General features: G+C 68.3%; 36 protein-coding genes. 14 read left to right on the forward strand and 22 right to left on the reverse strand.

The genetic code is table 11. The annotated features are described in order from the left end of the window. The first annotated feature begins 210 nt into the window (after positions 1 to 210). The 3 genes from TU34_RS22605 to TU34_RS21735 are packed head-to-tail and all read left to right on the forward strand — an operon-like array spanning position 211 to position 1,407. Positions 211 to 711, forward strand: coding sequence for a lysozyme family protein (locus tag TU34_RS22605; RefSeq protein WP_150116661.1), 501 nt, complete (start codon positions 211 to 213; stop codon positions 709 to 711). Then, positions 708 to 1,064 (forward strand): hypothetical protein, encoded by a 357-nt coding sequence (locus tag TU34_RS21730; protein ID WP_045825009.1) that lies wholly within the window; start codon positions 708 to 710, stop codon positions 1,062 to 1,064. The genes TU34_RS22605 and TU34_RS21730 overlap by 4 nt, the downstream gene beginning before the upstream one ends. 28 nt (positions 1,065 to 1,092) lie before the next feature. Next, entirely contained in the window at positions 1,093 to 1,407 is a 315-nt protein-coding gene (locus TU34_RS21735) for a hypothetical protein (RefSeq protein ID WP_045825010.1), read from the forward strand. A gap of 222 nt (positions 1,408 to 1,629) precedes the next feature. Here TU34_RS21735 and TU34_RS21740 read toward each other — a convergent pair whose 3' ends face one another. From TU34_RS21740 to TU34_RS21765, 6 genes are all read right to left on the reverse strand, one after another. Further along, positions 1,630 to 2,487, reverse strand: coding sequence for a hypothetical protein (locus TU34_RS21740; RefSeq protein WP_052689184.1), 858 nt, complete (start codon positions 2,485 to 2,487; stop codon positions 1,630 to 1,632). 340 nt (positions 2,488 to 2,827) lie between these two features. Further along, positions 2,828 to 4,444 carry a hypothetical protein gene (locus tag TU34_RS21745; RefSeq protein ID WP_150116662.1) on the reverse strand — a complete coding sequence of 539 codons (1,617 nt, stop codon included), beginning with the start codon at positions 4,442 to 4,444 and terminating at the stop codon, positions 2,828 to 2,830. A 130-nt stretch (positions 4,445 to 4,574) separates the two neighbouring features. Next, the gene (locus TU34_RS21750; RefSeq protein ID WP_045825012.1) at positions 4,575 to 5,345 is read right to left on the reverse strand and encodes a CPBP family intramembrane glutamic endopeptidase; all 771 of its coding nucleotides are present in this window, start codon (positions 5,343 to 5,345) and stop codon (positions 4,575 to 4,577) included. Continuing rightward, complete coding sequence (locus TU34_RS24010; RefSeq protein ID WP_045825013.1) at positions 5,329 to 6,741, reverse strand: hypothetical protein; 1,413 nt, start codon at positions 6,739 to 6,741, stop codon at positions 5,329 to 5,331. The genes TU34_RS21750 and TU34_RS24010 overlap by 17 nt, the downstream gene beginning before the upstream one ends. Beyond that, a complete protein-coding gene (locus tag TU34_RS21760) occupies positions 6,738 to 8,375 on the reverse strand; it encodes a relaxase/mobilization nuclease domain-containing protein (protein ID WP_045825014.1) in 1,638 nt (545 codons plus the stop codon). The genes TU34_RS24010 and TU34_RS21760 overlap by 4 nt, the downstream gene beginning before the upstream one ends. Beyond that, on the reverse strand, positions 8,372 to 8,812 hold the full coding sequence (locus tag TU34_RS21765) for a hypothetical protein (protein ID WP_045825015.1): 441 nt from the start codon (positions 8,810 to 8,812) through the stop codon (positions 8,372 to 8,374). The genes TU34_RS21760 and TU34_RS21765 overlap by 4 nt, the downstream gene beginning before the upstream one ends. 399 nt (positions 8,813 to 9,211) lie before the next feature. On the opposite strand from TU34_RS21765, the gene TU34_RS21770 reads away from it, so the two are divergent. The 7 genes from TU34_RS21770 to TU34_RS21800 all read left to right on the forward strand — a co-directional run bounded on the left by TU34_RS21770 (position 9,212) and on the right by TU34_RS21800 (position 14,180). Next, positions 9,212 to 9,643: a hypothetical protein gene (locus TU34_RS21770; protein WP_045825016.1), complete on the forward strand. Its 432-nt coding sequence runs from the start codon at positions 9,212 to 9,214 to the stop codon at positions 9,641 to 9,643. Then, positions 9,640 to 10,383 carry a hypothetical protein gene (locus tag TU34_RS21775; RefSeq protein ID WP_045825017.1) on the forward strand — a complete coding sequence of 248 codons (744 nt, stop codon included), beginning with the start codon at positions 9,640 to 9,642 and terminating at the stop codon, positions 10,381 to 10,383. The genes TU34_RS21770 and TU34_RS21775 overlap by 4 nt, the downstream gene beginning before the upstream one ends. Beyond that, positions 10,380 to 11,054, forward strand: coding sequence for a hypothetical protein (locus TU34_RS21780; protein ID WP_150116663.1), 675 nt, complete (start codon positions 10,380 to 10,382; stop codon positions 11,052 to 11,054). The genes TU34_RS21775 and TU34_RS21780 overlap by 4 nt, the downstream gene beginning before the upstream one ends. 12 nt (positions 11,055 to 11,066) lie before the next feature. Beyond that, positions 11,067 to 11,483 carry a hypothetical protein gene (locus TU34_RS21785; protein ID WP_045825019.1) on the forward strand — a complete coding sequence of 139 codons (417 nt, stop codon included), beginning with the start codon at positions 11,067 to 11,069 and terminating at the stop codon, positions 11,481 to 11,483. Further along, complete coding sequence (locus TU34_RS22610) at positions 11,480 to 12,280, forward strand: DUF8176 domain-containing protein (RefSeq protein WP_052689185.1); 801 nt, start codon at positions 11,480 to 11,482, stop codon at positions 12,278 to 12,280. The genes TU34_RS21785 and TU34_RS22610 overlap by 4 nt, the downstream gene beginning before the upstream one ends. A 70-nt stretch (positions 12,281 to 12,350) precedes the next feature. Next, on the forward strand, positions 12,351 to 13,682 hold the full coding sequence (locus tag TU34_RS23770) for a hypothetical protein (protein WP_150116664.1): 1,332 nt from the start codon (positions 12,351 to 12,353) through the stop codon (positions 13,680 to 13,682). Positions 13,683 to 13,844: 162 nt separating this feature from the next. Further along, entirely contained in the window at positions 13,845 to 14,180 is a 336-nt protein-coding gene (locus TU34_RS21800; RefSeq protein WP_045825020.1) for a hypothetical protein, read from the forward strand. Between the two features lie 7 nt (positions 14,181 to 14,187). On the opposite strand, the gene TU34_RS21805 is transcribed toward TU34_RS21800, so the two are convergent. The 8 genes from TU34_RS21805 to nrdH all read right to left on the reverse strand — a co-directional run bounded on the left by TU34_RS21805 (position 14,188) and on the right by nrdH (position 17,090). Then, positions 14,188 to 15,021 (reverse strand): Fic/DOC family protein, encoded by an 834-nt coding sequence (locus TU34_RS21805; protein WP_045825021.1) that lies wholly within the window; start codon positions 15,019 to 15,021, stop codon positions 14,188 to 14,190. A gap of 15 nt (positions 15,022 to 15,036) precedes the next feature. Next, complete coding sequence (locus TU34_RS21810; protein WP_045825022.1) at positions 15,037 to 15,222, reverse strand: hypothetical protein; 186 nt, start codon at positions 15,220 to 15,222, stop codon at positions 15,037 to 15,039. Positions 15,223 to 15,293: 71 nt separating this feature from the next. After that, positions 15,294 to 15,497, reverse strand: coding sequence for a hypothetical protein (locus tag TU34_RS21815; RefSeq protein ID WP_150116665.1), 204 nt, complete (start codon positions 15,495 to 15,497; stop codon positions 15,294 to 15,296). A gap of 23 nt (positions 15,498 to 15,520) precedes the next feature. Then, positions 15,521 to 15,784 (reverse strand): WhiB family transcriptional regulator, encoded by a 264-nt coding sequence (locus tag TU34_RS21820; protein ID WP_045825024.1) that lies wholly within the window; start codon positions 15,782 to 15,784, stop codon positions 15,521 to 15,523. 10 nt (positions 15,785 to 15,794) lie between these two features. Then, complete coding sequence (locus TU34_RS21825; protein ID WP_045825025.1) at positions 15,795 to 16,004, reverse strand: hypothetical protein; 210 nt, start codon at positions 16,002 to 16,004, stop codon at positions 15,795 to 15,797. Positions 16,005 to 16,006: 2 nt separating this feature from the next. Continuing rightward, a complete protein-coding gene (locus TU34_RS21830; RefSeq protein WP_052689189.1) occupies positions 16,007 to 16,660 on the reverse strand; it encodes a DnaB-like helicase N-terminal domain-containing protein in 654 nt (217 codons plus the stop codon). 10 nt (positions 16,661 to 16,670) lie between these two features. Next, positions 16,671 to 16,829 carry a hypothetical protein gene (locus tag TU34_RS24160; RefSeq protein ID WP_203225515.1) on the reverse strand — a complete coding sequence of 53 codons (159 nt, stop codon included), beginning with the start codon at positions 16,827 to 16,829 and terminating at the stop codon, positions 16,671 to 16,673. Positions 16,830 to 16,844: 15 nt separating this feature from the next. Then, entirely contained in the window at positions 16,845 to 17,090 is a 246-nt protein-coding gene (gene nrdH / locus TU34_RS21835) for a glutaredoxin-like protein NrdH (protein ID WP_045825026.1), read from the reverse strand. Positions 17,091 to 17,468: 378 nt separating this feature from the next. Between nrdH and TU34_RS21840 the strand changes: the two genes are divergently transcribed. Next, complete coding sequence (locus TU34_RS21840; RefSeq protein WP_045825027.1) at positions 17,469 to 17,693, forward strand: hypothetical protein; 225 nt, start codon at positions 17,469 to 17,471, stop codon at positions 17,691 to 17,693. Positions 17,694 to 17,748: 55 nt separating this feature from the next. Here the strand turns inward: TU34_RS21840 and TU34_RS24015 are convergent, their stop codons facing one another. From TU34_RS24015 to TU34_RS23775, 6 genes are all read right to left on the reverse strand, one after another. Next, a complete protein-coding gene (locus TU34_RS24015) occupies positions 17,749 to 17,913 on the reverse strand; it encodes a hypothetical protein (protein ID WP_160298575.1) in 165 nt (54 codons plus the stop codon). A gap of 299 nt (positions 17,914 to 18,212) precedes the next feature. Next, the gene (locus tag TU34_RS21845; protein WP_238981431.1) at positions 18,213 to 18,848 is read right to left on the reverse strand and encodes a DUF3560 domain-containing protein; all 636 of its coding nucleotides are present in this window, start codon (positions 18,846 to 18,848) and stop codon (positions 18,213 to 18,215) included. 330 nt (positions 18,849 to 19,178) lie between these two features. Next, positions 19,179 to 19,421, reverse strand: a complete 243-nt coding sequence (locus TU34_RS21850) for a hypothetical protein (protein WP_045825028.1) — start codon at positions 19,419 to 19,421, stop codon at positions 19,179 to 19,181. 2 nt (positions 19,422 to 19,423) lie between these two features. Next, positions 19,424 to 19,606: a hypothetical protein gene (locus TU34_RS21855; protein WP_045825029.1), complete on the reverse strand. Its 183-nt coding sequence runs from the start codon at positions 19,604 to 19,606 to the stop codon at positions 19,424 to 19,426. After that, complete coding sequence (locus TU34_RS24020) at positions 19,603 to 19,779, reverse strand: hypothetical protein (protein ID WP_160298576.1); 177 nt, start codon at positions 19,777 to 19,779, stop codon at positions 19,603 to 19,605. Before TU34_RS24020 ends, TU34_RS21855 begins: the two co-directional genes overlap by 4 nt. A gap of 17 nt (positions 19,780 to 19,796) precedes the next feature. Continuing rightward, positions 19,797 to 19,976, reverse strand: a complete 180-nt coding sequence (locus tag TU34_RS23775) for a hypothetical protein (RefSeq protein ID WP_150116666.1) — start codon at positions 19,974 to 19,976, stop codon at positions 19,797 to 19,799. Between the two features lie 479 nt (positions 19,977 to 20,455). On the opposite strand from TU34_RS23775, the gene TU34_RS21860 reads away from it, so the two are divergent. Continuing rightward, a complete protein-coding gene (locus TU34_RS21860) occupies positions 20,456 to 20,800 on the forward strand; it encodes an SH3 domain-containing protein (RefSeq protein WP_150116667.1) in 345 nt (114 codons plus the stop codon). A gap of 48 nt (positions 20,801 to 20,848) precedes the next feature. Here TU34_RS21860 and TU34_RS21865 read toward each other — a convergent pair whose 3' ends face one another. Beyond that, positions 20,849 to 21,742: an ArdC-like ssDNA-binding domain-containing protein gene (locus TU34_RS21865; protein ID WP_045825031.1), complete on the reverse strand. Its 894-nt coding sequence runs from the start codon at positions 21,740 to 21,742 to the stop codon at positions 20,849 to 20,851. 445 nt (positions 21,743 to 22,187) lie between these two features. On the opposite strand from TU34_RS21865, the gene TU34_RS21870 reads away from it, so the two are divergent. Together TU34_RS21870 and TU34_RS24025 are read left to right on the forward strand one after the other, a co-directional pair. After that, on the forward strand, positions 22,188 to 22,697 hold the full coding sequence (locus tag TU34_RS21870; protein ID WP_045825032.1) for a hypothetical protein: 510 nt from the start codon (positions 22,188 to 22,190) through the stop codon (positions 22,695 to 22,697). Positions 22,698 to 22,842: 145 nt separating this feature from the next. After that, on the forward strand, positions 22,843 to 22,992 hold the full coding sequence (locus TU34_RS24025; RefSeq protein WP_160298577.1) for a hypothetical protein: 150 nt from the start codon (positions 22,843 to 22,845) through the stop codon (positions 22,990 to 22,992). Between the two features lie 60 nt (positions 22,993 to 23,052). On the opposite strand, the gene TU34_RS21875 is transcribed toward TU34_RS24025, so the two are convergent. Next, on the reverse strand, positions 23,053 to 24,146 hold a 1,094-nt coding region (locus TU34_RS21875; RefSeq protein ID WP_150116668.1), incomplete at its 5' end, for a DUF4192 family protein.

A 24,146-nucleotide genomic window follows, 5' to 3' on the forward strand; every position in this document is an offset into this window, starting at 1 on the left:
CACGATCCTTAACGGCACCCCATGAACCCGCCATCGAGTGCGTCCCACTCCCAGTCTCGACCGGACCACGCGATGGCGAGGTGGGTGTGGCCGGAACCAAGGGCACGAGAGGTGAGTGGGCTCCCCAGCCCCACAGCACCTTCCGAGTTTCCGGCCACACCCGCCACCCACACCGTCGACAGCGCAACCCATCACACCGAGAGGCATCCCATGACCGCCCTTCGCCGCATCCCACCCCTACCCGCTGCTGTGTGCGCCATGGCGGTGTCCCTGTGCCTCGCCGCGCCCGTCGCGGCCGCTCACCCGGCCGACCCGGTCCCGGCCGACTACGCGAGGGCGGTGGCCACGGCGCCACTGAGGCTGTGCGGGCACGACGTCGTCGACTCCGGCCTCATCACCGCGCAGCTTCGCGGAGAGTCCGGGTTCGACCGTCTCGCGGCGTCCGCGGCCGGCGCGCAGGGCCCTGCGCAGCTCACCCCCGCAGCGTTCGCGGTGTACGGAGCCGACGACGACCACAACGGTGTTGCATCGCCGTTCGACATCGGCGACGCCGTATCTGCTCTGGTGCGGGCCGACTGTGCACTGGCCACCCACCTTCTCGACCGCGGCCACGCGGCCGACAGGGAGTCGATCACCGCCGCCTACGTCGGAGGGCTGCACAGCGTCGACGACCCGACTGTGCGGGCGATGGCGCGGGAGGTCCTTCGATGACGAACTACCTCAACGACGAGATCTACGAGCGACGCCGACGGCGACGCATCGCCACGTTGGTGGGTGCAGGGGCTCTGCTGGTGGTGGCCACCGATGTCACCGCCGCGGTGCAGTGGGCTACTGGCGCCCGCTCGGCCGGCGGTTCGGTGACGACCCTGCTGATCTCGGTCGCGGTCGTCGTGGCCGCAACGTGGCAGTTCACGCACCCACCTCAGCCCACGTGCGGCTGGCATGTGAGCGGTATCGGTGGTGCCTACGCGGCCGGGGCAGCGCTGTGCCGAGACGAGCTCCCGGAGACCACCGCGCCCGAGGACGGTCGGCCGTCGACAACCGATGAAGGAGAACAACGATGACGAACAGCATCGAGAGTGAGGTCCGGCGATGAACTACGCCCCCGCCGCGGCCATCCTCGCCGCGCTCCAGAACCTGACCCGCGGCTACTACGAATACGCCGCAGTCGCTGAGACGCGGCCGGGGACCGCCGCAACGTTAGAAGAGATCGGCGACGTCCTCGCCCGCTGCAACCCGGCCAACTGGTGCAACCACGTCCGCGAACTCTCCGGCCGCGACGTCGCCGACCAGATCAACGCCAGCCTGTCGCTGGTCATGCGCGACCTCGACGTCAACACCCCCAACTGGGCCGCACTCAACCGTGTGCGCTGCCAGATCAGTGCAACTGCCCGCCCGGATCTGTAGTCCGGGCGGGCAGTCGACACTTGAGGTAGGCCGATACCGGCGCTACCGTCGATGGCGCGAGGACGTCGGGGCAACGACGCTCTCGCCGAACAGATCAGCGATCTGTCAGATAGCGACACAGCTCGATCAGGACCCTGGCAACCTGGGCAAAGGCACTCACCGGCCCCCAGGGGTCCAGGGTCTTTTTCGGTCCACGGAACATCGTCATCACCTCCTCCCGTGTCACTCGGCAGCACTCGTGGTCGTGGATGCGGCGGCGTCGCGGACGGCCTTGGCCGCCGCGCGCTGTGCGTCGCGGGATGCGCGGCTGTAGTCGCCAAGCAGCGAATAGTGGGTGCGCACGGTGACGCCACCGGGAGCCATCGGGGCCTTGACCGTGACCAGCCGCTCGCCGAGGAGTTTGTTGTTGCGGAGCTCGGCGAGGCCACGAGTGACCGAGCGGTCGGAGATCCCGTACCAGGCGGTCATGTCCGTGCGCGAGAGCCACACGTCGTCCTGGCCGTTGGTTTCCTTGAGGATGATCAGCAACACCGCGAGACCGGGGAGGCCCAGTGTCGCGAACATCTGGCTCGTCCAGAACACGTGCGGCAGGGTGAAGTAGGGATCGTCGCTGGCCCCGCTCGGGATCGTGTACGCGGCCGCGCCGTCTTCGCGGCGGGGCACGACGCGGACATAGCGCTTGGTTCGGACGCGGGGTTCGATGAGCTTGAGATCCTCGAGGTCCTTGAACGTCCGCGACAGCGACGACGCCGACCAGGTGAGCCCGGTGGCCGCGTGTTTCCCGGTGGCCCGAAGCGCGCGGAGCCACGTGTCGGCCGACAGCGGGGTCTCGTACTTCTGGAGCCAGGGCCACCACCCCACCAGCAGGAGATAGAGAACCAAGGCGCGGTGCTGTCGGGCGGTCACCATCGTGCCGAGAACAGCTTCACGGATGCCTGTACCGGGACGCTGGACTAGCACGTGGCGATAGACGCTGTACAGGCGGGGGGACCACTCGGTGAAGCCGATACGCCGGGTCTCTTCCGGCGTCGCGGGGGTGCTGTCATCGCCCGGGTCGGCGGTGTCTGTGTCGTCACTCATGGGCACAAGCGTGCCACCACCGGTCGTCGTCAGTCTCCGGCGCAATCGGCCTCAATTGCGGGCCCAGGCCTCACTGTGAGACGCCGGTGCGATACACGTGCGACTCATATCAGATCAACGATGCGACACGTGAACTGCCGATTTCACCCCCGGCGTCGTCGCTGGCGGGTTCTAAGGAGGAGTTGGGGCTTCTCGATACGTTTTTCCACCAGCGCCCCTGGCGCGTCCTGGGGGCGCTTCGGCCGAACCCTGAGCCAGGGGGCGTCGTGCTTGTCGCGAGCATCGCCCACAGACTGCCGAAGGGTGGGGGAACAGGAGTAGCCCGCGACCGAGAGGCCCACTAGTTGTCGATGAACCAGCGAACGATGACCGCGATGACGGCGTGCGGGCCGGGACTGCTGAGCAGCAGGGTTGTCGACAGGCTGAGGGCCGACACGCCTAGAGCGAGGCGGCCGGTTCGGTGTGCGGCTCGTGCTGCACCCAGCGTCGCGACGGTAGACAGGATGCCGCGCAACGACGTCTCCGCAGCGACGAGGTCGGTGAGGGTTGCGAGTTGCGAGTCGCGAAGCTCCTCAGTGAAGTCGAACCGTGCTTCGTCCTCGTCGAGGTAGCGGAACTTGAATCGTGGGACGCCGACGCCCGGTGCGTTCCACCACGCCGCCATCTCCCTGGCGGTCGTTGCGAGGTCGAGGCTCAGGCTGAGCATGTCCTGACGCAGGTCGGACAGCTGTTTCGGCGAGAAGGCTTGGTGTTGTCCGGCTGTGTCACGAACACTGGTGTAGCGAGCGCGCAGCGCGTCGACCATGTGGTCGACCGCGATCGCGAGCAGTAGGTTTTCGGTCTCGTCGGCTGCGCGATGAGCAACTGCGGCCGCGCTATCAGGCTCCCCGCCGTAGATGTTCATGCCGGATCGTTCGCCGGCCGCGACGACCCGATTTCCCCACAATGCCCACGTGTTCTTGTCGAGGATGTTGTCGGTCTGTGAGCGGCCACTGGGCGCCAGGATGAGCTTCCGGACCTCCTGGGACTCGATGACCGCGAAGACCGAGGAAAGGCCGAGACCTCGGAGAATTCTGCCGTCTCCGCGCTGCTGGGTGGGGTCGTGCTGTTCGAGGAGTAGGACATCTACGAGCGGTTGGGGGGTGCTGCGGTTGCGGAAGAACCCTCCGCAGTGTCTTCCCATCCACTCGCGAGCGTCGTCATGCAGCTTGCGTCGGGCGCGCTGGGTCTGGTTGTAGAACGCAAATTCTCGATCATCGGCCACCCGGCCGTGGGCTGTTCGTCGGAGTTCGGGCTCATGCGGGCGATGCCACTCATGATCGAGTTGCTGTGCTGTGGAGGCGGTCAGTCGGAACCGCCCCATGACAGCCGTGAGTCCGGTTCCGAGCTGCATGGAGATCAGTTCGACCGAGGCAAAATCGGGCCGTCGGTATTGGTCGACGTCGGCCAGTCGGGACCACTGGTAGCCGCCACTTGCGCGGGTTTCGGCGAGATAATCTGCTGAGCTGCCTCCGTGAAGTGACGCCATCATGGGTGGGTAACTGTCGTACAGAGCCGCCAGGTCCGCCGTTGCGCTCGGTGGGAAGAGTTCGACGACCCAGATCGCGGGAACAGTGACGTGCTCGTCATCGGGGACGGTGATGTTGTGCAAGGGATCTTGCGGGTCCCACGCCTTGTTGCGGTCGTGGTCGTTCAATCTCACGAGAGCGGTGCGCCATTGCCCCAGACGGTGACGGACTCGCCGCGACATGACTCTCCGGGGCCACGACCGCAGCGTTGCGTCGAGAGCGAGGAACGGGAGGTCGTACCAGCGGCCGCGGATCTCGCCGATGAATGGGGCCTTTCGCCGCGCCGCTATGAGGTAGCTGTCGTCGTAGCCCGGCGGAAATTTAATACCGCCCTCGACCGGTTCCTCGGCCGAGGTCTCCTCGCCGGCCTGACCACCCTCATCTGTCACGTGCCCCCCTGGTCTCTACCGCGCGCCGCGCATGGGCAACACACCGTCACGGTAAGTCACTCAATGACTGACCAGCAGCGCGACCAACGCAATCACGATCCCCCGCGGTTCCGACGGTGGGAGCTGGGCGTCAGAGAACCAGGACGGCGGTGTCGTAGGCGGTGTGCGCGATGATCGTCGGCCAGAGACTCCGGAAGAGTAGTGCGGCTGTTCCGTACAGCAGACCGCTGAGGAAAGCGTGCGACATGTTCCACATGCCGTATTCGCTGTGGATCGCGGCAAAGAGAACGGAAGTGAGGAGGACCACGGCCGCGCCTGAGGACCACCGCGCCACTCGCGTTGCGAACGTGGGCATGATCATGACCGCCCAAAGGACCACGGGGGTTCGAAACATCAGCTCTTCCGGGAATCCGTTCTGCACGAACTGGCCGAGCGCTCCGACCACCGGCCGCGCGGAGCTGTAGCCGGTGGCTCGATCGTCAACGAGTCCGTCAGGCCTCGGAAACAGCGGCGAGGTGACGTAGGTGGCAATGAGCCATGCTGCGGCAGCGAGGACAAATCCAAGGCCGATGTAAAGGACAATCCGAGCAGGTCGGAATCCGAGCGCATCTGTGGGTCGTAGCCCGTAACCGACAAGAACGGTCCGTGGGTCGAGCTCGCCGCAGATGGTCGTCACGACTGCAAGAGTGGCGCCGATAACTAACAGCGCCGCCGCGACCACCAGTCCCTCGCCCTGCATGAGTGCTTTGAGGGCGAGCCCGCAGCAAAAAGCTCCGGCCCACAAGAGAACCAGGGCACCACTGAGCAGCGAAATCTTCTTGACCCGTGCGCCGAGCCCTGTCGCGTCGTCGGTGTCGCGGGTCCCGGGTGGCGACTGGTTCGACTCAGCGGGTGCGGGCACGGTGGTTGGTGTTCTGTTGCGGGCCGCGGGCGGGGCCACCGCGGCGGGGCCGGGGGTTGGCGGTGCGGACGGCGTTGCCGTCGGCGGTGCGCGACGGTGCGGCGGCCGCGCGTTCGGCGGCACGCTCATCGGTGGGGTGATCGGCCGCGTGGCGGGCGCGATCGGATTCGGCGTTCTCGGCGAGGTCACGTTCGTCCTCAGCAGTGTGGCCGTGGTCGACGGATTCGCCGCGCTCGAGCGCGGCGTCAGCGCGTGCTGTGGTGTCGAGGGTGTCGTCGACGACCGGTCCGGCGATCGCGGCGAGGTCAGTTTCCTCGACGCGCGCGGTCTCGTCATGCTCGGCCGCCGCATCGGTGTTCGTGTCCGCGCGGGCGATGTGATCGGCGATGTGGGCGTCGTCGACCGACAGCAGGCCCGGGTACTTGTCGGCGAGCTGAGCGTCGAACGCCTCGTCGAATTGACCGATCAGCCGGGCGGCGCGGGCCCGATCGGTCGGGGTGTCGGTCGCCTCGGTGGCCAGCCATTCAGTGGCGGCTTCACGCCGCGCGCTGTCCTCGTCGCTCGGTCCGGGTTGCCCGGCCGCGGTCTTGCGCATCTGCCACATCGCGAGGCCGGCAGGCGAACGCACCTGCTCGGTGAACCGCAGACCGGCCACGGCATCGGTGAGTACGTCAGGGTCGGCGCCGGCGGCGACGAGGTCGGCGAACTGCTTCTCCGCCCGCGCCCACGACGGATGACCGGTCACCCGATCGGGGACCCGGTCACCGAGCCGGTCGGCGAGGTCGCGGCGCTCCCGGGCGTCGGTCTCCTGCCGTCCGCGGTTCTCGGTCTGCTCCTCGGCGGCCGCCGCCGTGGTGTCGGCGGTGCGGGTGTCGTCGACGTTGACGCGCACCTTGTCTTCGGCGATCTCGCGGGCGACGTCGCGCAATTCGCTGAGCCGGTCATGGCTGGGGGAGTCAGCCAGCCATGACCGCACCCGCGCGCCCATGTCGGCCGATCCGGCCGCCACTGTGACCGTGCGATCGTCGAGGGTGGCCTGGACGACCTGGGTGCGGTCGTCGAGGTCGGCGAACGAGATGACCATGCCCGACGGGGTGTGCTGGTGGGTGGTGATGTCGCCGTTTGCGACTCTCTGGTTCCACTCCTGCGCCTGGGTGGGGGTGAGTCGGTCGATCCCATGTGCGTCGGCGGCGAGCTCGAGGCGGGCTGCGTGCTCGGCGTCGGACCACCCGGCCCGGCCCCGGCCTTCGCGCACCGCCCGTAGCCCGCTGGCGAGCGCGCGGGCGGCCATGGCCATCCCGAGGATCTGTTCGCGGGGCAGACCCAGGTGCGGTGTCTCGCGGAGGTGCGCGAGCTCGTCGGTGACGGTGTGGCTGCGGTGCTCGGGTGTGGTCATCGCCGTGGTCCTGTCTGTGGTCCGGGGGGAGGGGGTGGTGTGCGTCGTGCACCGGGACTCGATCGCGGTGTCCCGTGCGGTCGTCCCGCTGTCTGTGGCGGCCCGCGGTGCGGATCACGCGCCGCCGGTGTCGCCGCGGCGACCGCGGGTGTGCCGACGCGGTCGGCGTGGGTCCGCAGTGCGGTGACGCAGCCCCGGGCGGCGGTGCCGCCGGCGGATGCTCCGGTGCGGTCATGCCAGGCCGCGATCTCGGCGATGAGCCCGGCCAGGGCGACGGCGAGCTCGACGCTCGCGGTCTTGGCGGGTCCGCCCTCACCGAGCGCGCGCAGCGCCAGGAGACTGCGCGATGCGGCATTGAGGTCAGTGGCGATCCCGGCCAGCGGCCGCCCGGTGTCGTGACGGGGGTGCGACGACAGCCGCGCTGCCCGCGCCGAGCGGTGTCCAGCCCACACCGACTGGATGCGTGGCCCGGTCGGATCGGATTTCCCGTTCGGCCCGGGGTTGGCGGCGGTGACCTTGGTGTAGGTGGCGACCATGCGGTGCGCGGCCACGGCGATGTCGCGTTGCGCGGCGTAGGGCTGGCGGGCGAATGCGTTCTGCGCGCGGGTGACGACCTCGCGGGCTCCGTCGAGGCGGGTCGCCCCGAGATCCCAACCCCGCTCGGCGGGCCGGTCGGCGACCACACCGCCGTGACGGCTGAACTCCGCCGAGACCCGCGGCCACGACAGGTCCCGGGCGAGCTTCGCACCGCCGTAGAACACCGGTCGGCCCTGGCGGTTGCGGTCGCCGGGCAACGCCACGGCGTAGCCGTCGACGGCCCCGGTGCGGTCGTGGTGCAGGTGCACCAGCAGTCCGCGGGTGCGCAGGCCGGCAAGGAACTCTTCGGTGTCGTTGGCGGTCGAGGCGGTCTCGGCGACGACCTGGCGGAGCTGACCCCGGATCGTCTCCGTCGGATCGGTCCGCGACGGCACGAACGCGTCCGGGTCGGCGGCGCGCCGCGCCGCCTTCTCGAACTCGCCGCGCGTCGACGGCCGGTCGGCGTCGCGGGCGTTCTGCGCGGTGACGGTCAGCCCCAGTCGGTCTTCCCATTCCCGCATCACCGATCGCAGGTTGCGGTAGTCGTTGCGCGGATGCACGCGTGCGCCGGTGTCTTGGCGGACCAGGGTGGCCGCAATGTGGATGTGGTCGTTGCCCTCGGCGCTGCGCCCGTGGTGCACCGCGATCCACCGGCACCCGCCGGGATCGTCGGTCGCGGCGATGCCGGTCCGCTCCATCACATCGCGGGCGATCTGCGCCCACGTCTCCTGGGCGATCGCGCCGTCCCCGGCGGGAATCGCGATCGAGGTGTGCCAGACATAGCCGTGCTTGGTGTAGCCCGGTTCGCCTTCGGCGGGCTGACGCCGCGGCAGCCCGACCGCCTCGGCCGGGGCGTGGACATGCGCCCGCAGCGCAGCGAGCTCGGCGGGATCGAAATCGAAATCGCCGCCGCCGATCATCGTCGGCTGCAACGCGCCGGGGTCGTTCTGCCACGACGCGATGACTGTCGGGCGGGTGTGCTCGTTGTGCTTACCCGGACCCATCAGATACGAGACCAGTCCGGGCGCATCCCACCCGCGGTCCACTTTGCCGATCACCGCAGCCTCCGCAGGATCGCCATGAGCTCGGCGTCGACCCGCTCATTGGTGCGCCGCACGTAGTCCAGGATCGCCGACGACTTCTCGACCAGCTCGCCGGTCGAGTTGGCGTGCCGCGCGACGTCGTTGAGGTTGCCGGCGACGTTGCCCATCAGCCGCCGCAGATGGCGGACCTCGTCGAGCACTTCCCGGGCACCCGACACCGTGACCCCGGCCGCCGGCGCGACCTCGGAAGCGGGGGAGTCGCTTCGACCGGAGGTGTCCGCACGCGCTGCGCGCACTGACTCCCGGGCGATGTACGCCCCCGGCGTCAGACCGGCTTGCGCCGCCGCGGTGTTGATCACTGTGCGCTCGTCTGCCGACAGGTAGACCTCCCGGCGGGTACGTGGCGCACCCGACACGTGGGTGCGATGCCCCCGCGCCGATCGTGTCGCCATCGTCGATCCCTTCCGTGTCTGTTCCCGCCCGTTCGGGGCGCTCTCATGGTCGCGGTCTCCGCCCCCGACCACTCGCCACACCAGGCCAGCTACCGCTCTGGCCGCGACTCGTACCACCGAGTCTGGCGACCGCCCGCCGCAGGCGCAAGTCAAAACCCCTGGGTTTTGACATATCTTGCTCTCGCGAATTCCGCTGGGCGCTTGCCCGCGGATTTGGGGGTGCCCACCGCTAAAGATGCTGAGGACAGCGGGGGTTTTCCGCCGGGGCCGACGCGGCTGCCCGGCCGGCGGAAAGGCTCGCCGTGTCGGCGCGCCGCTTGACAATGGAACCATTAGATACATTAGATGTCTATGGGCGGTGAGGCCGCTCCACAGACCTGACGAACGAAGGGAGTCCCGGTGGCAGGGAAGACGAAAGCCGCGGGCGCGCTTGAGGCGTATCGGCGCGAGATCATCTCCGACGGCATCGAGCAGCGGATCGCCGAACTGTCCGAAGCGGTCGCGGCGTACGAGGCCAACCGGGCCGACCGCAAGGCCCAGGAGCGGGAGCTCGCATCGCGCCAGGAGCGCGACGAGGATGCGGTCCTCGCCGCGTTCGAGGAGGCCAAGGCAGCCGGGGCGAAGCCATCGGCCTTGGCCAATATCGGGCTGCGACCAGAAACCGCGTTGGCCTCGGCGCGGGCGCGCACGTCCAAGAAGAACCCGGCGCCGGCCAGTGGCTCGGACGCGGTGAGCGCCATCGGCGACGCCACCCAGGGCGGTGCATCGTCGACCGGTGACACTCCGGCCCCGGTCGACGCAGACCGGTCACTGGCGGAGCAGAGCGCATGAGCGCCCCCACTCCGGCCCCGACCACCGGCGGCGGTGAGCCCGCTGCGGGCAGCCGGGTCACCGGTCTGGGGGAGCGGGCGACACGACTGGTCGATTCGATCGTCGCCACCGTCGCGACGCTGACCGACCCGGGCCATCCCGTCGACGCCGCGCTCGACGGAGCATTCGCCACCACCCTCGACACCTATCGCGCGGCGATCGCCATCGAATCGAGCACCGCCCGCACCGATGTGCCCAACGCCGCGGCCCGCGGCACCGCCGACGCAGCCCTGGACGGACTCGACATTCTCGCCGAGGCCTACTCGATCCGCGCCGCCGGCGGGCCCGGCAGCGCAGAGCTCCGCGACTACGCCGACTCCGAAATCCGGGCACTGGGCACGGTCAGTCGTGACGCACTGCTCGCCGAGCGCAGCTACGGCGACGTCGGTCTCTCACTGAGCAACCAGCACGCGTTGGCGGCCGCCGACGCAACGAACTATCTGCACGTGGCCCTGGGCACCCGCGATCAACTGGCCGCGATCTCCGAGGCCACCCACGCCCCGGTCCCCGTCATCGTCACCGACGCCCAGGCACGTGAGGTCGCCGAGCACGCCGCCGCCGGACCGTTCCTCGGCGCCGCCGCGACCGCGGCGTCGCGACCCGTGACGGCGCGTGATGCGCAGCGAACGGGGCGCCCGGTTGGTCACACTCTGGCGACCGGGTCAGCCATCGGGATGGACCCGAAGGGGTGGGCGCGATGACGTCACCGCATGAGCGCGACGGCAAGTTCTACGGTCCCAACGCCGATCCGTACACCCGTGACCCGTACCGCGATCCCTACTCCGGTGACCCGGTCGACAACCGTCGCGACGCCACCAGCTCGGGGCCGGAATCGACACGGGCGTGGTCGCAGACCAGCCCGCAGGCGACCCCGATCCGCGACTACAAACCGTTCCTCGACTCACCCGCCGATCGGGCCCGCGAGGCCCGCTCGCACATCAATCCCGGGATCGAGGTCGGCAAGTTCGTCGGCGGAACCGTCGCCATCGCCGTCATCGTCGCCCTGGCCACGTGGCTGATCCACGGTGTCGTCCTGGCCCGGATTTACGACGCGGTCCCCCTGAGCTACTGGACCACCCACGGGCTGGCGATCCCGTCGCCGCACACCGGGGCAGCGGTCGCGCTGAGCGTGGTGGCCACCGTTCTCGCGGCGCTGCTGCTGTGGGCGTTCATCCTCCTCACCCCCGCCCCGCGAGTGCTGTTCACCGCCACCGGACTGATCCTCACCGCGATCATCGCCGCGGTGACGGTGAGCGGCCCGTGGCAGACAAGCATCGGTCCGGCCACCGCCGCACTCGTGGTGGGCGTGGTCATCGTGTCGCTGGTTGCAAGGATCGGGGGACTCACCATCACCCGATACCGCGACTTCTAAGGGGCATGACCGATGACCGACAGCACGCAGTGGAGCCGGACCCGGCAATCGTTTTCCTGCCCCCAGGACCTCTGGGACACCTGCAAACTCGCCTGGACCGACGCACTCGACGACTACCCGGCGTGGACCGAATGGCTCGAGGCCGCCATCGCCGACGGTGTCGCCACCACGCGCGCCCGCACCGGCGGAGCACTGCGCACCGCACCCGCCCGCATCCCACCCGGCCGCCGGGAACCAGCACCGGCCGGCGCACCGACCCGGGCCCGTCGCTCGTTCACTTGTCGCCCCGACATCTGGTCCGATGCCCGCGACGCCTGGTGGACCGACCGCGAACAACACCCACAGCTCTCTGACTGGATTTGCGCGGCCCTGGCCGCGAAAGCCGCCACCCACACCACCGAAACGAGCCACAGGACACCACCACCATGAAGCGCAGCAAAGAGATCCCGCCGGCCAGCGCCGAACCCTGGAACACCGTCGCCGACCCGGTCACGACGCCCCCGGCGCCCGACCCCATTCCGGTCGAGTACCCCGGCGTCGGTGACGCACCGACAGTCGAAATGGCTCCGGTCACCGACGACGCACCGCTGCTCGACGACGCACCTGCCGACCGGGCCGCCGCACCCATCCAGCCCGCACCCGGTCGCCCCTCGCCGCGACGCAACGTCCGCAACGCGGCCCTGGCAATGGGCGGACTGGTCGTGCTGATCCTTGCTGTGGCGGTCACCGCGGCCGTCGTTCTGGGCGGCGTCGGCAGCGACGACACCACCCCGCGTGCCATCGCCCCCGAGCCCGACACCACCTCGGCGAGCGCGGCGCCGGCCGCCGCTCCGGTCGACCCGAATGCCGACTGCCCGTCGTCGACGAAAGGCAACGTGACCACCGGCCGCGACGCCGGCGACTTCTCCAGCGGCCCCGGGGTCATCAAGAAATACGACTACGCCTTCTACGTCGCCCGCTCCGGTACCGATGCCCGCGCCACCGGAGCACCCACGGCAAACATGGGCAAGCCCACCGACATTCAGACCACCATCAACCAGACCCCCACCGGGACGCGCCACTGCCTGCGCATCGTCGACTCCGGCGGCGGGTTGTTCGATGTGACGCTCACCGAAACCCCACCGGGGGGAGGTGCACCCACCATCTATCAGCAGCGTTTCCAGACCACCGTCATCGGCGGACGAACCCTGATCGCGCAGAACCTCCTCAACGTCCGCATCAGCTAGTCCCGACCTAGACCGGGGCGCATCGCGCCCGGTCCTCTTTTCCCAGCACACAACGAAAGGCGCTACCCCCATGTCGAAAACAGCCAGCCCCTGCCCCTACGACACCCCTGTGATCGGTCGGCACCGCCGCCGTCACCCCATCGACGGCACCGCGGTCGCCGCCGACGGAAACCACCGCGCGACACGCGTCATCGCACTCGGTGTTCTGGGCGCAATCGCCGCGGCCACCGTCGGCACCGCCGCCCCGGCGATGGCCGATCCGGGCGGGCAAGGCGGGTTCACCGCTCCCGGTACCGGGCAGGGCCAGGGTGGATTCACCGCACCCGGCGACGGCCAGGGCGGCTTCACCCCCGCACCGTCGACGCGGGGCTCAGCCATCCCGACCCTGCCCGAGGAGTCGGCCCCGATCGTGCAGGCCGCACCTGCCCCGGACACCGCTCCGGCGTTCTACGGCCCGACCGGCCCGGTGTACTACAGCCCGCCGACCACCTACTCCACGACCTACAACAACGAGCCGTCGGTCGTGCTGCACGCGCCGCGGCCCACTGCGCCGCCACGCACAATCCTGGCCCCGGTCGGCTACATCCGGATCGGTAACTACATCACCAAAAAGCCCGTCCAGCTCTCCAACGCCGACGCCGCGGCGATCAACCAGGACGCCGGCGTCGCCGAGGGCAAGATCGCGCAGTTCTGGGAATCAGTCGGACTTCCCAAGGACCAGGCCGCCCGCCGCGGTGCGGCCGCGGTTACCGGCGGCGCCGCCGGTGCCGCGATCGGGTTCACCGCTCTGGGTGTTCCGGCCGTAGTCATCGGCGGTGTCACCGGCGGGCTCATCGGCGCTGGCGTCGGCGCAGCGATTGGCGCGTTCGTCCCGCCGCAGCCGCTCAACGTCGGCACCGGCGCCCTCATCGGCGCGGGCAGCGGTGCCGCGATCGGCGTGGGCCTCGGCCTGGGTGTCGGTGTTCTCGGCGCCATCGGCGGCGGAATCATCGGCGCGGCCGTCGGCGATCAGGTCGGTGCCGGTGACCCCGGCGCAGACCCCAACGGCAAGACCGTCACCCCGGGCACCCAGAACGAGCGGCCCTACCGCGCCGATCCGCCCAACCCCAACGGCAACCAGTACGAGCTCCATGGCAACAACCTGCCCGGCGGCGGGAAGGTCGACTACGTCGTCAACAAGGCCGGCGACGTCTCCGGCAAGGCGAGTCTCGGCCCAGTGTCGATCCCGGTCAACATCAGCCACCAACAGGCCGACGCCCCCTACAAGGCGGCCGGGTTCCTGGCCCAGACGACCCGCGACACCGTCAGCAACGCCGTCGCCGACATCAGCCGCCAGGCAGAGAAGGCGTTCCCCGGTCTGCACGTCACCTTCCCGCAGTTGACTCCGCCCGCGAAGCGCTGAGCCTCACCGCACAACGGCGTGCTACGCGATCCCCGGCCCCTGTGGGGTGGCCGGGGATCGTCGCGTTCTAGGACCAATGTCCGCGCGGCGAATGGCGCACAAGGCAGTGTCCGAGCAGTCTGATATCACCAGAGACCACCACCAGCCGATGAGGAGATAGCCATGGTCGACGCGATCGACAACATGCTCGCCACCGCGAGCTTCGGTGCCGTGTTCGCCACCGTGTGGCTCACTCTCGGCGTCGTGACGTTCGGGTTCAGTGTCGCGGTCGGATACCTCATCCGCCGGCCACGGCCGGGCTATTGGCTGCCGCCGATCGGGCCCGGCTATGCGCCGCGATGGGTTGCGCCGAGGACCTGGAGCCCGATCCTGCTGCGCGCCGCGTTCGCCGCGGCGACGGTGATGTTCCTGCTGCTGCCGCTGTTTCTGCTGGCGGCGTTCGCCGGTGTCGCCGGCAACAGTGCCCGCCAGACACCGTCGACACCGAACCGGTGGTGACCGCCCTCTAACGACCCAACCCGCGCGGCCGATCCGGCCGTGACTGGGTCGATGACGTGTGCTCGCCGCCCCGACCCCGGTAGGGCTTGGAAACAAAAACCTCTCCGGACGGGCCGGCCATCGGGCCCGCGGCCGCCGTCTGGGCGCTGAACGTGTCCCCGGTTCCCCCGGCACGGCGGTGCATCATCATTGCCCGGAACAACCCGACAGCGCGGGCGGGATCTCGGGTGTCCTGGCTCGCAGCGAGAGACCCGGGCGCGGCGTCGCCCAGGCGCACAACGCCGGGCGCAAGCTCGGCGGCGAGAAACGATGAGTCGGTGGTGGCCATCGCGACATGGCGGGCGGCGTGCACCGCGGCGGCGTCGACGACGCGCCAGTCGATGTCCCACCCGGCGTCGTTGAGGTAGCGGTGAAAGAACACGCGCTGGCTTCGTGAGTTCCCGTCGACGAACGGATGCACACCGGTCAGCTCACCCCAGTGATGGGCGGCCGTCGCGATCGCGGTGTCGCGGTCGACGTGTGAGGGCCGGTCGGTGGTGATGCCGGTGAACACCCGGTCGAGTTCGTCGGCGAGGAACGCCGGCCGACAGTGCGCCATCCCCATCGCCTGGGTGTCGGTGGTGCGCAGCTGCCCGGCCCACGGGTAGACCTCGCGCAGGATGAAACCGTGAATCGCTTGCAGGTGCGGTAGATCGAATTGGCCGGCGATCAGCCCGGGGTGACGTTCGAGGTCGTCGACAGCGATCGCGGCCATGCGGCGTTCGAACCGAGCGAGCTCCTGGGCATCGGAAAGGCCGGGCAGATTCTCGGGAACCTGCCCGGCCTTGTCGTCGGGAGTCACGTAAGCGCGGACCCGTCAGCGGTGACGGTCGGCCTCGATCTCGGCCAGTATCCGCGCCCGCTCGTCGGCGACGGAGGTCTCACCGTTGTGACGTCGGCGCAGCGCGGCGACGTCGGAGGCGTCCAGAGGCATGCCGGCCATCTCGTGGCCAGCGGCGACAGCCGCGATGATCTGCTCGTCGGTCCGGGTGGTGGTGGCCATCGTCGATCGTCCTCCTACGTGGTTACCTCAGAATTCTACCTGTTCACGACCACCGCGGGGTGGCCGTGCAGTCACTTCCAGGTCGAGGGGATCTGCTGATAGAGCCCCTGGCTGCTGCCGCCGGTGCGGGGCGCTTCGGACCGCTCGCAGTGGGCAGGGTGGCTCGACCGGCCGCCCGACTCGACCACGGGGTCCAGGACCTCGCCGCCGAGGGCGACCGTGCCGACGGGATAGACGTAGCCGCAGTCCGGGCACGTGATCCGGGGAAGTGTCATCGGTGCGTCCTTCGCTGGTGTGCTCATGATGCGCGGCGCATCGTGTCGGGATGGGTCAAGCGTCGCCGTTCCGCGGCCGAGAGGCCACCCCAGACCCCGAACCGTTCGTCGGTGGCCAGCGCCCAGTCCAGGCACTCACCGGTCACAGGGCAGTCGGCGCAGATCCGTTTTGCTGCGGCGTCCCGCTCGCCGAGCTCGGGGAACCACAGATCTGGGTCGACCTGACGGCACAGGCCGTCGGCTTGCCAGTCGAGTTCGTCGCCAGCGGGATCGAACAGTGCGGTCATGGTGGTCTCTTCACTCGAATAGCGGCGGTTGCGCGGCGGCGGCCGCGGCGTCGGTGCGGGCGATGTAGTCGGCGATCCAGTCCTGGATCTCGGGCAGCGACACGTTGAATTCGTCGGCGACCGCGGCCAGCGGCAGCCCGTCGACTTTATGTAGCTGGTAGGCGAGGCGCTGACGGGATTCGTCGGTCTCGTGGGCGTACTCGGTGTCGGTCATGGTCATCGTCATCTCTCCACTTCGGTGAGGGCCTGGCGTCGGGTGAGCCAGTCGGATTCGGCGCGTTGTTGGTATCCGGTGAGCTGCGCCCAATGCTCGGCCAGCTCCTCGATCGGGGCCTCACGCCGGCGTTGGTCCATCGCGGTCAGCAGGGCGGTGTATCCGCGGCGGTACCAACCGTCGATGACGGCGATGGCGAGGTAGGGCACCTGGGCCGCCACGGCGATCGGCCGGTGGGTGGGTGCGACCAGGGCAAGCATGGTTTTCTGCGCGCTTCGGGCGCTGAGTTCACCCTGGCCACCGGTTGCCATCAACTGCGCATTGACCAGAGCGGGAGAGGGTGCGGCGTTGGTAGCGACGGCGTCGATCGCTGCGAAGATGCGTGCGTGCTGGGGAACCCAGAAGTGTTTGGTGTCGAGCTGTGCGGCAACGGCGCGCGCGATGGCCAGCGGGGCCCACATCAACGCCGACAACAGTTCTTGCTCGAGGTCGGTGGCAACGTCAATCTCGGCGCCGGGATCAGCTCCCAACGATCCAGCTGCGGTGTAGTCGTCCTCGAGGTCGTCGACGTCGACCGGCGGGATCTCCTCGACGGGCAACGCACTCAGCGCGGCGGTCATGTCGTCGTCACTCCTGTCGGGGTCCGGGTCGGTGGGGTCCATGGGGGGATTGTCAGGCTGCGGCGGTGCCGGTGGTGTCTTCGTGGGCGAACTGCTCGCAGATGCCGGCGGCGTGTTCGTGCTCGGCCGCGAGCTGTGGGTCACCTTCGGCGTGGGCCTGTTCGGCCCGGTCCCAGTGCCACGCTGCGCGCTGTTCGTAGTCAATTGCCATGACAGGTCAGTCCTTTCAGGCGGCCCGAGTGGTGGCGAGAGCCTTGATCGTGTCGGGCCGGAATCCGGACCAGTGGTCGTCGCCGGCCACCACCACCGGGGCCTGGAGGTAACCGAGGCTCATCACGTAGTCCCGTGCGGTGTCGTCGACGCTGATGTCGACGAGCTCGTAGCCGAGGCCGGCCTTGTCGAGGGCCTTCTTGGTGGCGTTGCACTGAACGCAGGCGGGCTTGGTGTAGACGGTGATCGTGGTGTCAGTCATTGGTCTGAGTCCTTTGCGATGAGAGTCGACTGGAATGCGTTGCTGTGCCTCTATTTTAGGCTATTAACCGTTGTGCCGCAACAGCTTTCGACATATTCGAGGTATCTATTTTGTTACGGTCTGCGCGCATTGTTGGTTGGTGTGGATAAACCATTGTTTGGTCATTTCCTGATAAACGGCCATGCACTTGGGTCGGTCGGAGGAGTCAAGTTGCGGAGGTGGGATAGGGCCGCGAAATAAGCTCTAAACGACGCGCAGCGGAGTGTGAGCGCGTGGGTCTATGTCGCCGGAGTCTGCTTGACGCCGGAGTGCCGGCCCATTGTGATGATCAGCCGATCAGGGGATGACGGACGTCGGCGACGCTGGCACAGTGGTGATGTGAGTCAGTCGATGGTGGTGGCGGTGCTGCGGGATCGCCTGGTCCCGTACGTGATCGCGGCCGCGTGCGTATTCGCGGTCCTGGTCGTCGGTTGGGGCGTAGCGACCGGCGGATGGTCACCGACCCTGGACGTGTGGATCCCGCTGGGGCTGTTCTCGGTGTGGATCGGTGTCGAGGTCGTCGAACGTCGGCGTTCGGACCGGGAGCGGGTGTCCGCCCGGTAGTTCGGGCGTGAAAAGCATGACGGTAGGCCCCCACCGTGTGGTGGGGGCCTTGCTGTCAGTGCTGGTGTTCGATCGGGTCGTGATCGCCCGGTCCTGACCAGTCGTGCCGTGCCGGTTCGATCGTTTCGAGGACTCCGGTCTCGGTGGTGAACGTTCCGTCGAACGGGACGTTGTGTCGGTAGATGGTGTAGGTCTTGATGTCGGAGAAGTTGTCGGTCATCGTCTGCCCTTTCGGTTGGTGGCGTTGTCGCCTGCCGATTGGGCTGGTCGGGGTGGGATGTCAACCCCGAAGAACGTAGGCACCGGAACCGAGTTCGGCTGCGAGCGCAGCGAGTACGGGTTGCCGGGCTCGGTGGAGCGCGTGGGCGTAGCGCAGCGGAGAACACGCGAGTGTGCCGGAGTGTGGGTTGACATCTCGGGGCCCTGACCAGCCACGCTGAGAAGGCGCGCGCCCCCTTGGTGACCACAGACGCGAAGCGCGGTGGCGGGTCGGCTCGATGCCGGCCCGCCACCGAATGCTCACCGCGACGTCGACGCCGGCCGGTGCCCGGAGAGTTTGTGGTAGCCGATGGTGTCGGTCCAGGAGCCGCCGACGATCGACGGGATGGACACGGTCTTGGCGTTCGCGCGGCGCACGGGATACCACTGCCGGCGGTAGCAGACCTGGTCACCCGGGGCGATGGTCTCGCGGCTGTAGTCGGTGGCCTGGCCTGCGGCGATCTGCTCAGCGCGGATCTCAGACCAGTAGGCGATGTCGTCGGCGCGGGCGGTCATCCGGGCGGTCAGGGTCTCGCGGTGCTCGCCGGTCGCGGGGTCGGTGACGGCGAGGACTTTCGTCCCGTCGCCCATGGTGAACGCGGTCCGGGTGTGTCCATCCAACTGGCGCTGGTCGGCGCGTTGGTCGGCCTCGAGTCCGTCGATGCGGTTTTTGACGGTGACGGGGTTGTAGCGGTGATCGGTCGCCCGGGTCGCGACGTCGGCACGACGGGCGGTCTCGACCGCGTCGCGTTCTGCGGTGACGGCGCGGCCCATCGCCCGGTGTGCTTTGTCGATGGCGTTGCGGTGCCGCGTTTCCGAGTGGTGCCCAACCTTGATCGGTTCCCCACCTGGGGGGGAGTGCTGCGGTCGCGGCGCGGTCGGCGTCCCATGCTGCATCGGCGTCCGCTCGACGTCGGTCGGCTTTCGCGGCGAGGGCGTCAGCTCGGTCCTCGGCGCGGGCGGCGCGGTCTGCTTCCACGGTCGCGGGGTCGCGGTGGGCGTTGTCGATGTCGAGCTCGACGTCGTGTCCGGCTGCCCGCAGGGCGTCGGCGGCCGCGTCGATCTTGGCGCGGTTGGGGTCGCGATCGCGGCTCCCGGCGATGCCCCATAGTCCGAGGGTGCGAAACCAACGGAAGCCGGCCGATTTGAGGATGGTGTTGGTGCCGTCGCCTCGGCTGGTGCCCTCGACGAGGGTTCCGGCGGCGGCGGTGTGGGTGATGGTGATCGTCATCGGTGATCGGCCTTCCTGGTGTCGGCAATGGTGGTGTGGACGTGGGCGTGGATGAGGTCGACCAGCTCGGCGATCGCGGCGAGGTCGCCTTCGATGACCACTCCGTCGCCGGTGGGGGTGCCGATGTAGAGGGCGTGGTCCTCGGCGATGCGCACGCCGATGTCGTGGGGCGCGGTCTCGCGGGTGACGACGCTGTAGCTCGCATCGGCGGGGGTGGTTCGTTCTCGGTGCAGGGACACGGTCAGTCTCCGATCGAGTGGAAGTCGTGGCGGCCGCAGTTCGGGCAGTCGACGGCGTTGCCCCATGCCTCGGCGGTCCACACGGTGTGGGTGGCGCAGTCGCGGCAATGGCCTTCGCGGCAGGCGGTGTCGCCGCACGGCGGGACGTAGCCTCCCCGCCCGGTGGTGGTGGTGGTGTCTGTCATCGGTGCAGCTCCTCGGGGGTGGTGTTCGCGGCCAGCAGGGCGCGCAGTCGGGCGAACTGTTCGTCGGTGATCGGCTCGGCCGGCGGATGCCGGTCGGGGTCGTTCTGGGCGGCGGTGTAGGTGTCGTGCCAGTCGCCGTGCCCGCAGGCGTAGCGGATGACGTTGGTTGTCATGGCTTCTGGTCCTTTCTCTAGACGGTGATCTCGGTCATGGCGGCCTCGCGGATCGCGGGGTCGTCCAAGGCCAGGCCGATGAGGGCGGCGCGGTCCTCGATCGACAGGTCGTCGAATGCCACGTCGCCGGGTCCGGCGATCTGGTCCCACACCAGGACTCCCGCTGCGAACGGGTCGGTTCCTCGGAAAACTGCCATGACTGGCTCCTCTCGTTACCGCCAATTTTTTTGCCCTTCTGGCAAGGGAGATAAAGACCGGCTAGGAGGACGGAGCACCACAGGGGAGCGGCGGCAGTTTCCACGCGAGGCGTAGCCGAGTGCGGGTGTGGACAGTGGTGTCGGTCCCGCCGGAGGCCGCGAACGCGCTGTTGTGCGTAGGACGACGCCGGTCAAAATCGGACGGCCAGAAGGGAAACAAACATCGCGTTTCAACAGTGCGACCGGTAGGGAGCTCCGATTCGGTGTGCGCAGCACACCGCCCGATAGAGCCGCGCGGCCGCCAGGCCGTTCCATCAAGCGCGGGGTCTGGGCCGCCCACGCTCTTAGACTCCCCGGTCGCGACACGACCACCAGCAGGCTGTGAGCTAGCGGTTCGATGTCCCCTATTTGGAGGATTCTGCACCGTCGCCCACTGGGCAATACTTGGCGAGTTCCATTGGCCTACAAAGGGAGAAGACGTGAATCGGTTGAGGATCGCGGTGATCGGGATCGTTCTGACTGGCATGGCAGCGTTTGGTGTGGTGACGACCGCGGCGCCGGCAGCGGCAGTCGGAACTTCGGTGATCAGTAGCAACTCCGGCGGCGCGAACCTGCGTGAGGGTGCCAATGCTGGCTCGCGATCGCTGGGGTATCTCCGCAACGGCACCAACGTGCAGATGCGGTGCTACACCGATGGCGGATCCGCCACCGGTAACTACACCTCCAACAGATGGTTCCTGGTCTGGACGACCGCTCTCGGCGCCACCGGCGGATACGTTCATTCGTCGTTGGTTGCCAATCAGACCGGCGTACCTCGCTGCTGATCGCATATCGCCGCCCGGCAGGGGTTACCGTGCCGGGCGGCGAGCGGCCTACGCCGCTGCGGTTTCCTCGTCGAGCTGGTCGAGGGCGTCGGCGAGGGTGTGCACGCACCCCAGGACGCGGGCGGCGGTCGCGGTGACCAGCTCGGCGTTCCCCTCGGCCCATCCGGTGATGTAGCCGATGGAGTAGGTGGTGGTGTCCAAACCCAGCAGGCCGGCCAGGACGTAGGCGACGGACTCGGCTTCTACCTCGACGGTTCCCCGGTGCATCTCGGCCCGGTCGATCCCATCGGCGGCGTGAAGCAGCGAGTGGGCGGCCTCGTGGATCAGGGTCTTTGCGGCCTGGGCGGGTTCGACGTCGGCGTCGACAACGATCCGGTGCGATCCATCGGTGGTGGTGTACCCGTTGGATTCGCCGGGGATCTGCTCGCGGGTCACGGTCCAGCCCTGGTCGGTGATCACCTGCTCTACGCGGTGGTAGATGCCGGTGGGGTCGTCCCCTGCCAGGCGGGTGGCGATGCCGTCGGGGGTGGCGGTCGGCTCGGCTCCCTCGATCGGGTCGGTCTGGTCCTTGGCGAATACCGACAGGATCGGGAACCGGGGGATACGGGTCTCGGTTTCGTCGCCGGTCGCGGGGTCGGTCTCGGTGACCTTCTTAGAACTGAATCCGAAGATGCGGATCGCTTTCTCGCCCTTGCGGACCTGGCGCCCCAACTCCTGCCATTTCCGGAATCCGGCGACCTCGGTCGCGGTCGGGCGCTGCGACATGATGAGCAGCGTGTTGTTGAGGCTGTAGGAGTGGAACGCGCCGATGTAGTCGAGGAACGCTCGCCACCCGTCGGATTCGGCCATGGTCTCGACCTGGGTCGCGATGGTGGCCTGCATCGCTGCGGCCCGCTCTGTGCGTTCTGCGACCTTGTCCGCGCCCGCGTTCCGTGTACCCATAACTTCTCGGCCTTCCGTTGTCCACCAATGTTTTTGCCCTGTGGCAAGGGAGATAAAGACCGGCTAGGAGGACAGAGCGCCACAAGACCGCAGGTCGCCCGTAGGGCCGCGAACGCGTTGTTGCGCGGCGGACGACGCCGGTCAAAATCGGACGGCCACAGGCAAAACCAAGCCGCTTGTCAGCGCCGCCGCAGGCGGCTCCGCGCGTGCGCTAGCACGCCCGCCCTCCCTGACCACCGCGGATCCGCCGGCCTATCGACCGGGCTGGCCAGCTCCGCCGTCACACCTGATCGGGCCAGCTGTGCGGGAGCGGCGTTTGTCCGGGAGGTCGCCGGTGTCGCGGCAGCTCTGGGGTTAGAAAACCTATCGGACGGATAGATTATCTATCCGCTACTGTCGATCGGAGCGATAGATCATCTATAACCGATATACGAAAGGTTTCACAATGACGGATGCGACGTACGACCACGACGGTGAGACGATCTTCATCTTCATCTCCGAGGACAACGGCAGAAAGCGGATTGACGCTGGTGAGGACGTTGCTGACGTAGTCCGCGGCGGCTGGTCATGCTCGCCAGATCGGGCTCTCGGCGTCGATCACCTCGTTGCGGTCGATCAGAGAGACAAGACGGTGATGCATGTCGCTCGCGCTGACTTCGATTTCTCGGAATCCCAACCGGGAAAACGGAAGTCGACGCGTGTCTACTTCACGCTGTCACCTGCTCCTGAGTTGGAAGCGTTGGTCGGCCTGCCCTCGCCGGTCGCTCAGGTTCGCAACCCTGTCGCGTACGCCAAAACCGACTGGCTGTTGTTTGGCGACGCCGCTCTCGACGTCGACGACGATGCGACTCGCGCGGTCATCGACGGCTGGGTTTTGTCGGTCGATGCTGACGGAACCGGTTACGTGACGGTCCCTCCGGGCGGGATGTTGGTGGTGGAGACGGCGGCGGCGTAGCCGCCGGCCGTGTCCGAGACAGATCAGTCCGGGCCGGCAGGCACGGTCCGCGTCGCGCAGCGACACCGCCAGCGGGCGAGGCCTGTTGGCGGCCGCCACGTGCGGCGGCTTGGTCGCACCATGGGCGGCGGTTAGCGTTGGCGGCATGAGTAGTTCTGTTGAGCGTGAGTTGCATCGTGCGGTGGTGGCTGCGGTGCCGGTTCCCTCGGCCGACGAGCTGGAAGTGTTGCTCGAGGCGGGATCGCCGCCAGCGATCCGTCCCGACCTCTCCTGGAAGGAAGCGCCGGACCTATAGGGCCGGTCACGGTGGGTATCGGCTCCCGCTTGTTCGGGGCCGATACCCACCACGTCCCGATCACATCGGGAACGGCGCTCCTAGTAGGCGAGTCGCGTCCTCCTGAGTGGGCATCAGTTCGGGTAGGGACTTGGGGGAGACTCCGACGCGCAACGACCGGTCGAGGAGAACCATAAGGCTCGGCGCGGTGAGGTGTTCCCGGTCGACGGTGTCGATGGCGATTCCTGCGGCGGCTCCGTTGCCTGCCTGGTAAAAGAACAGCGTCGCCAGGGTGAGGACGTTGGCGCGGGCGTCTCCGCGCAGGTGCGCAGCGGTGCGAGCCATGACCACTGCTGCGGTTCCAAGCTCGGCGGCTCCGAGCCGGATCATCGCGTCTCGCGCTTTGACGTCGGCGGCGATCAGGGCACCGAACCGTGCTGCGAGTTCCGGGCCGGGGTCGGTGTTGAGGCTGACCGTGGCGGCCATTTCCTGGGCGGTCCATTCGCGGTCGACGGTGTCGGCGTCGACGGTCTCGGCTTCGGTGGTGGTGGTGAACATACGGCCGAAGTCGGCGCGGGTGGCGGCGATCATCTGGCCGTTTTCCACGGCGGTGGCGGTGGTGAGTGCACTGAATCGGTGATCGCCGGTCATCCCGGTCTCGCCGGTCTGATAATCCACGTAGGTAGTCGGGTGCGCGCATGTCGAGACGTGCACCTGGTGCCGTGTCGTGACGCCCCGCAACGTCAGATTCACGGCCAGGTCTCCGAGCGCGCTGTCGGTGGTGTTCGCGCTAATTCCCACGAGGACCGCGCTGTCGGCACCGTTGTCCGCGATGATTTGGGCCAGCATCTTCGTGTCGCGACCGCTGCTGACCTCCGCAATGTCGTGGCGCATGGTGAACAGGGCCCGACCCTCGGCGAACACGAGAGCGACGATGGATTCTGTCGGGACGAACCCGAGCATGGCGGGGATTGCTGCGACGATTTCGGCGATGTTGTTCAGACGAACGGCCACGGTGAGACTCCCTCGAAACGGTGGCGAACCCGTTGTCCGCCAACTTTTTTGCCCTTCTGGCAAGGGAGATAAAGACCGGCATAGGAGGACAGAGCACAACAGGGGAGCCGACGGCAGTTTCCACCGAGCATCGCGAGGGGTCTGGAAAGTGGTGGCGGTCC

Origin of the sequence: Williamsia herbipolensis, assembly GCF_000964005.1 — a bacterium.
Classification (GTDB): domain Bacteria; phylum Actinomycetota; class Actinomycetes; order Mycobacteriales; family Mycobacteriaceae; genus Williamsia_A; species Williamsia_A herbipolensis.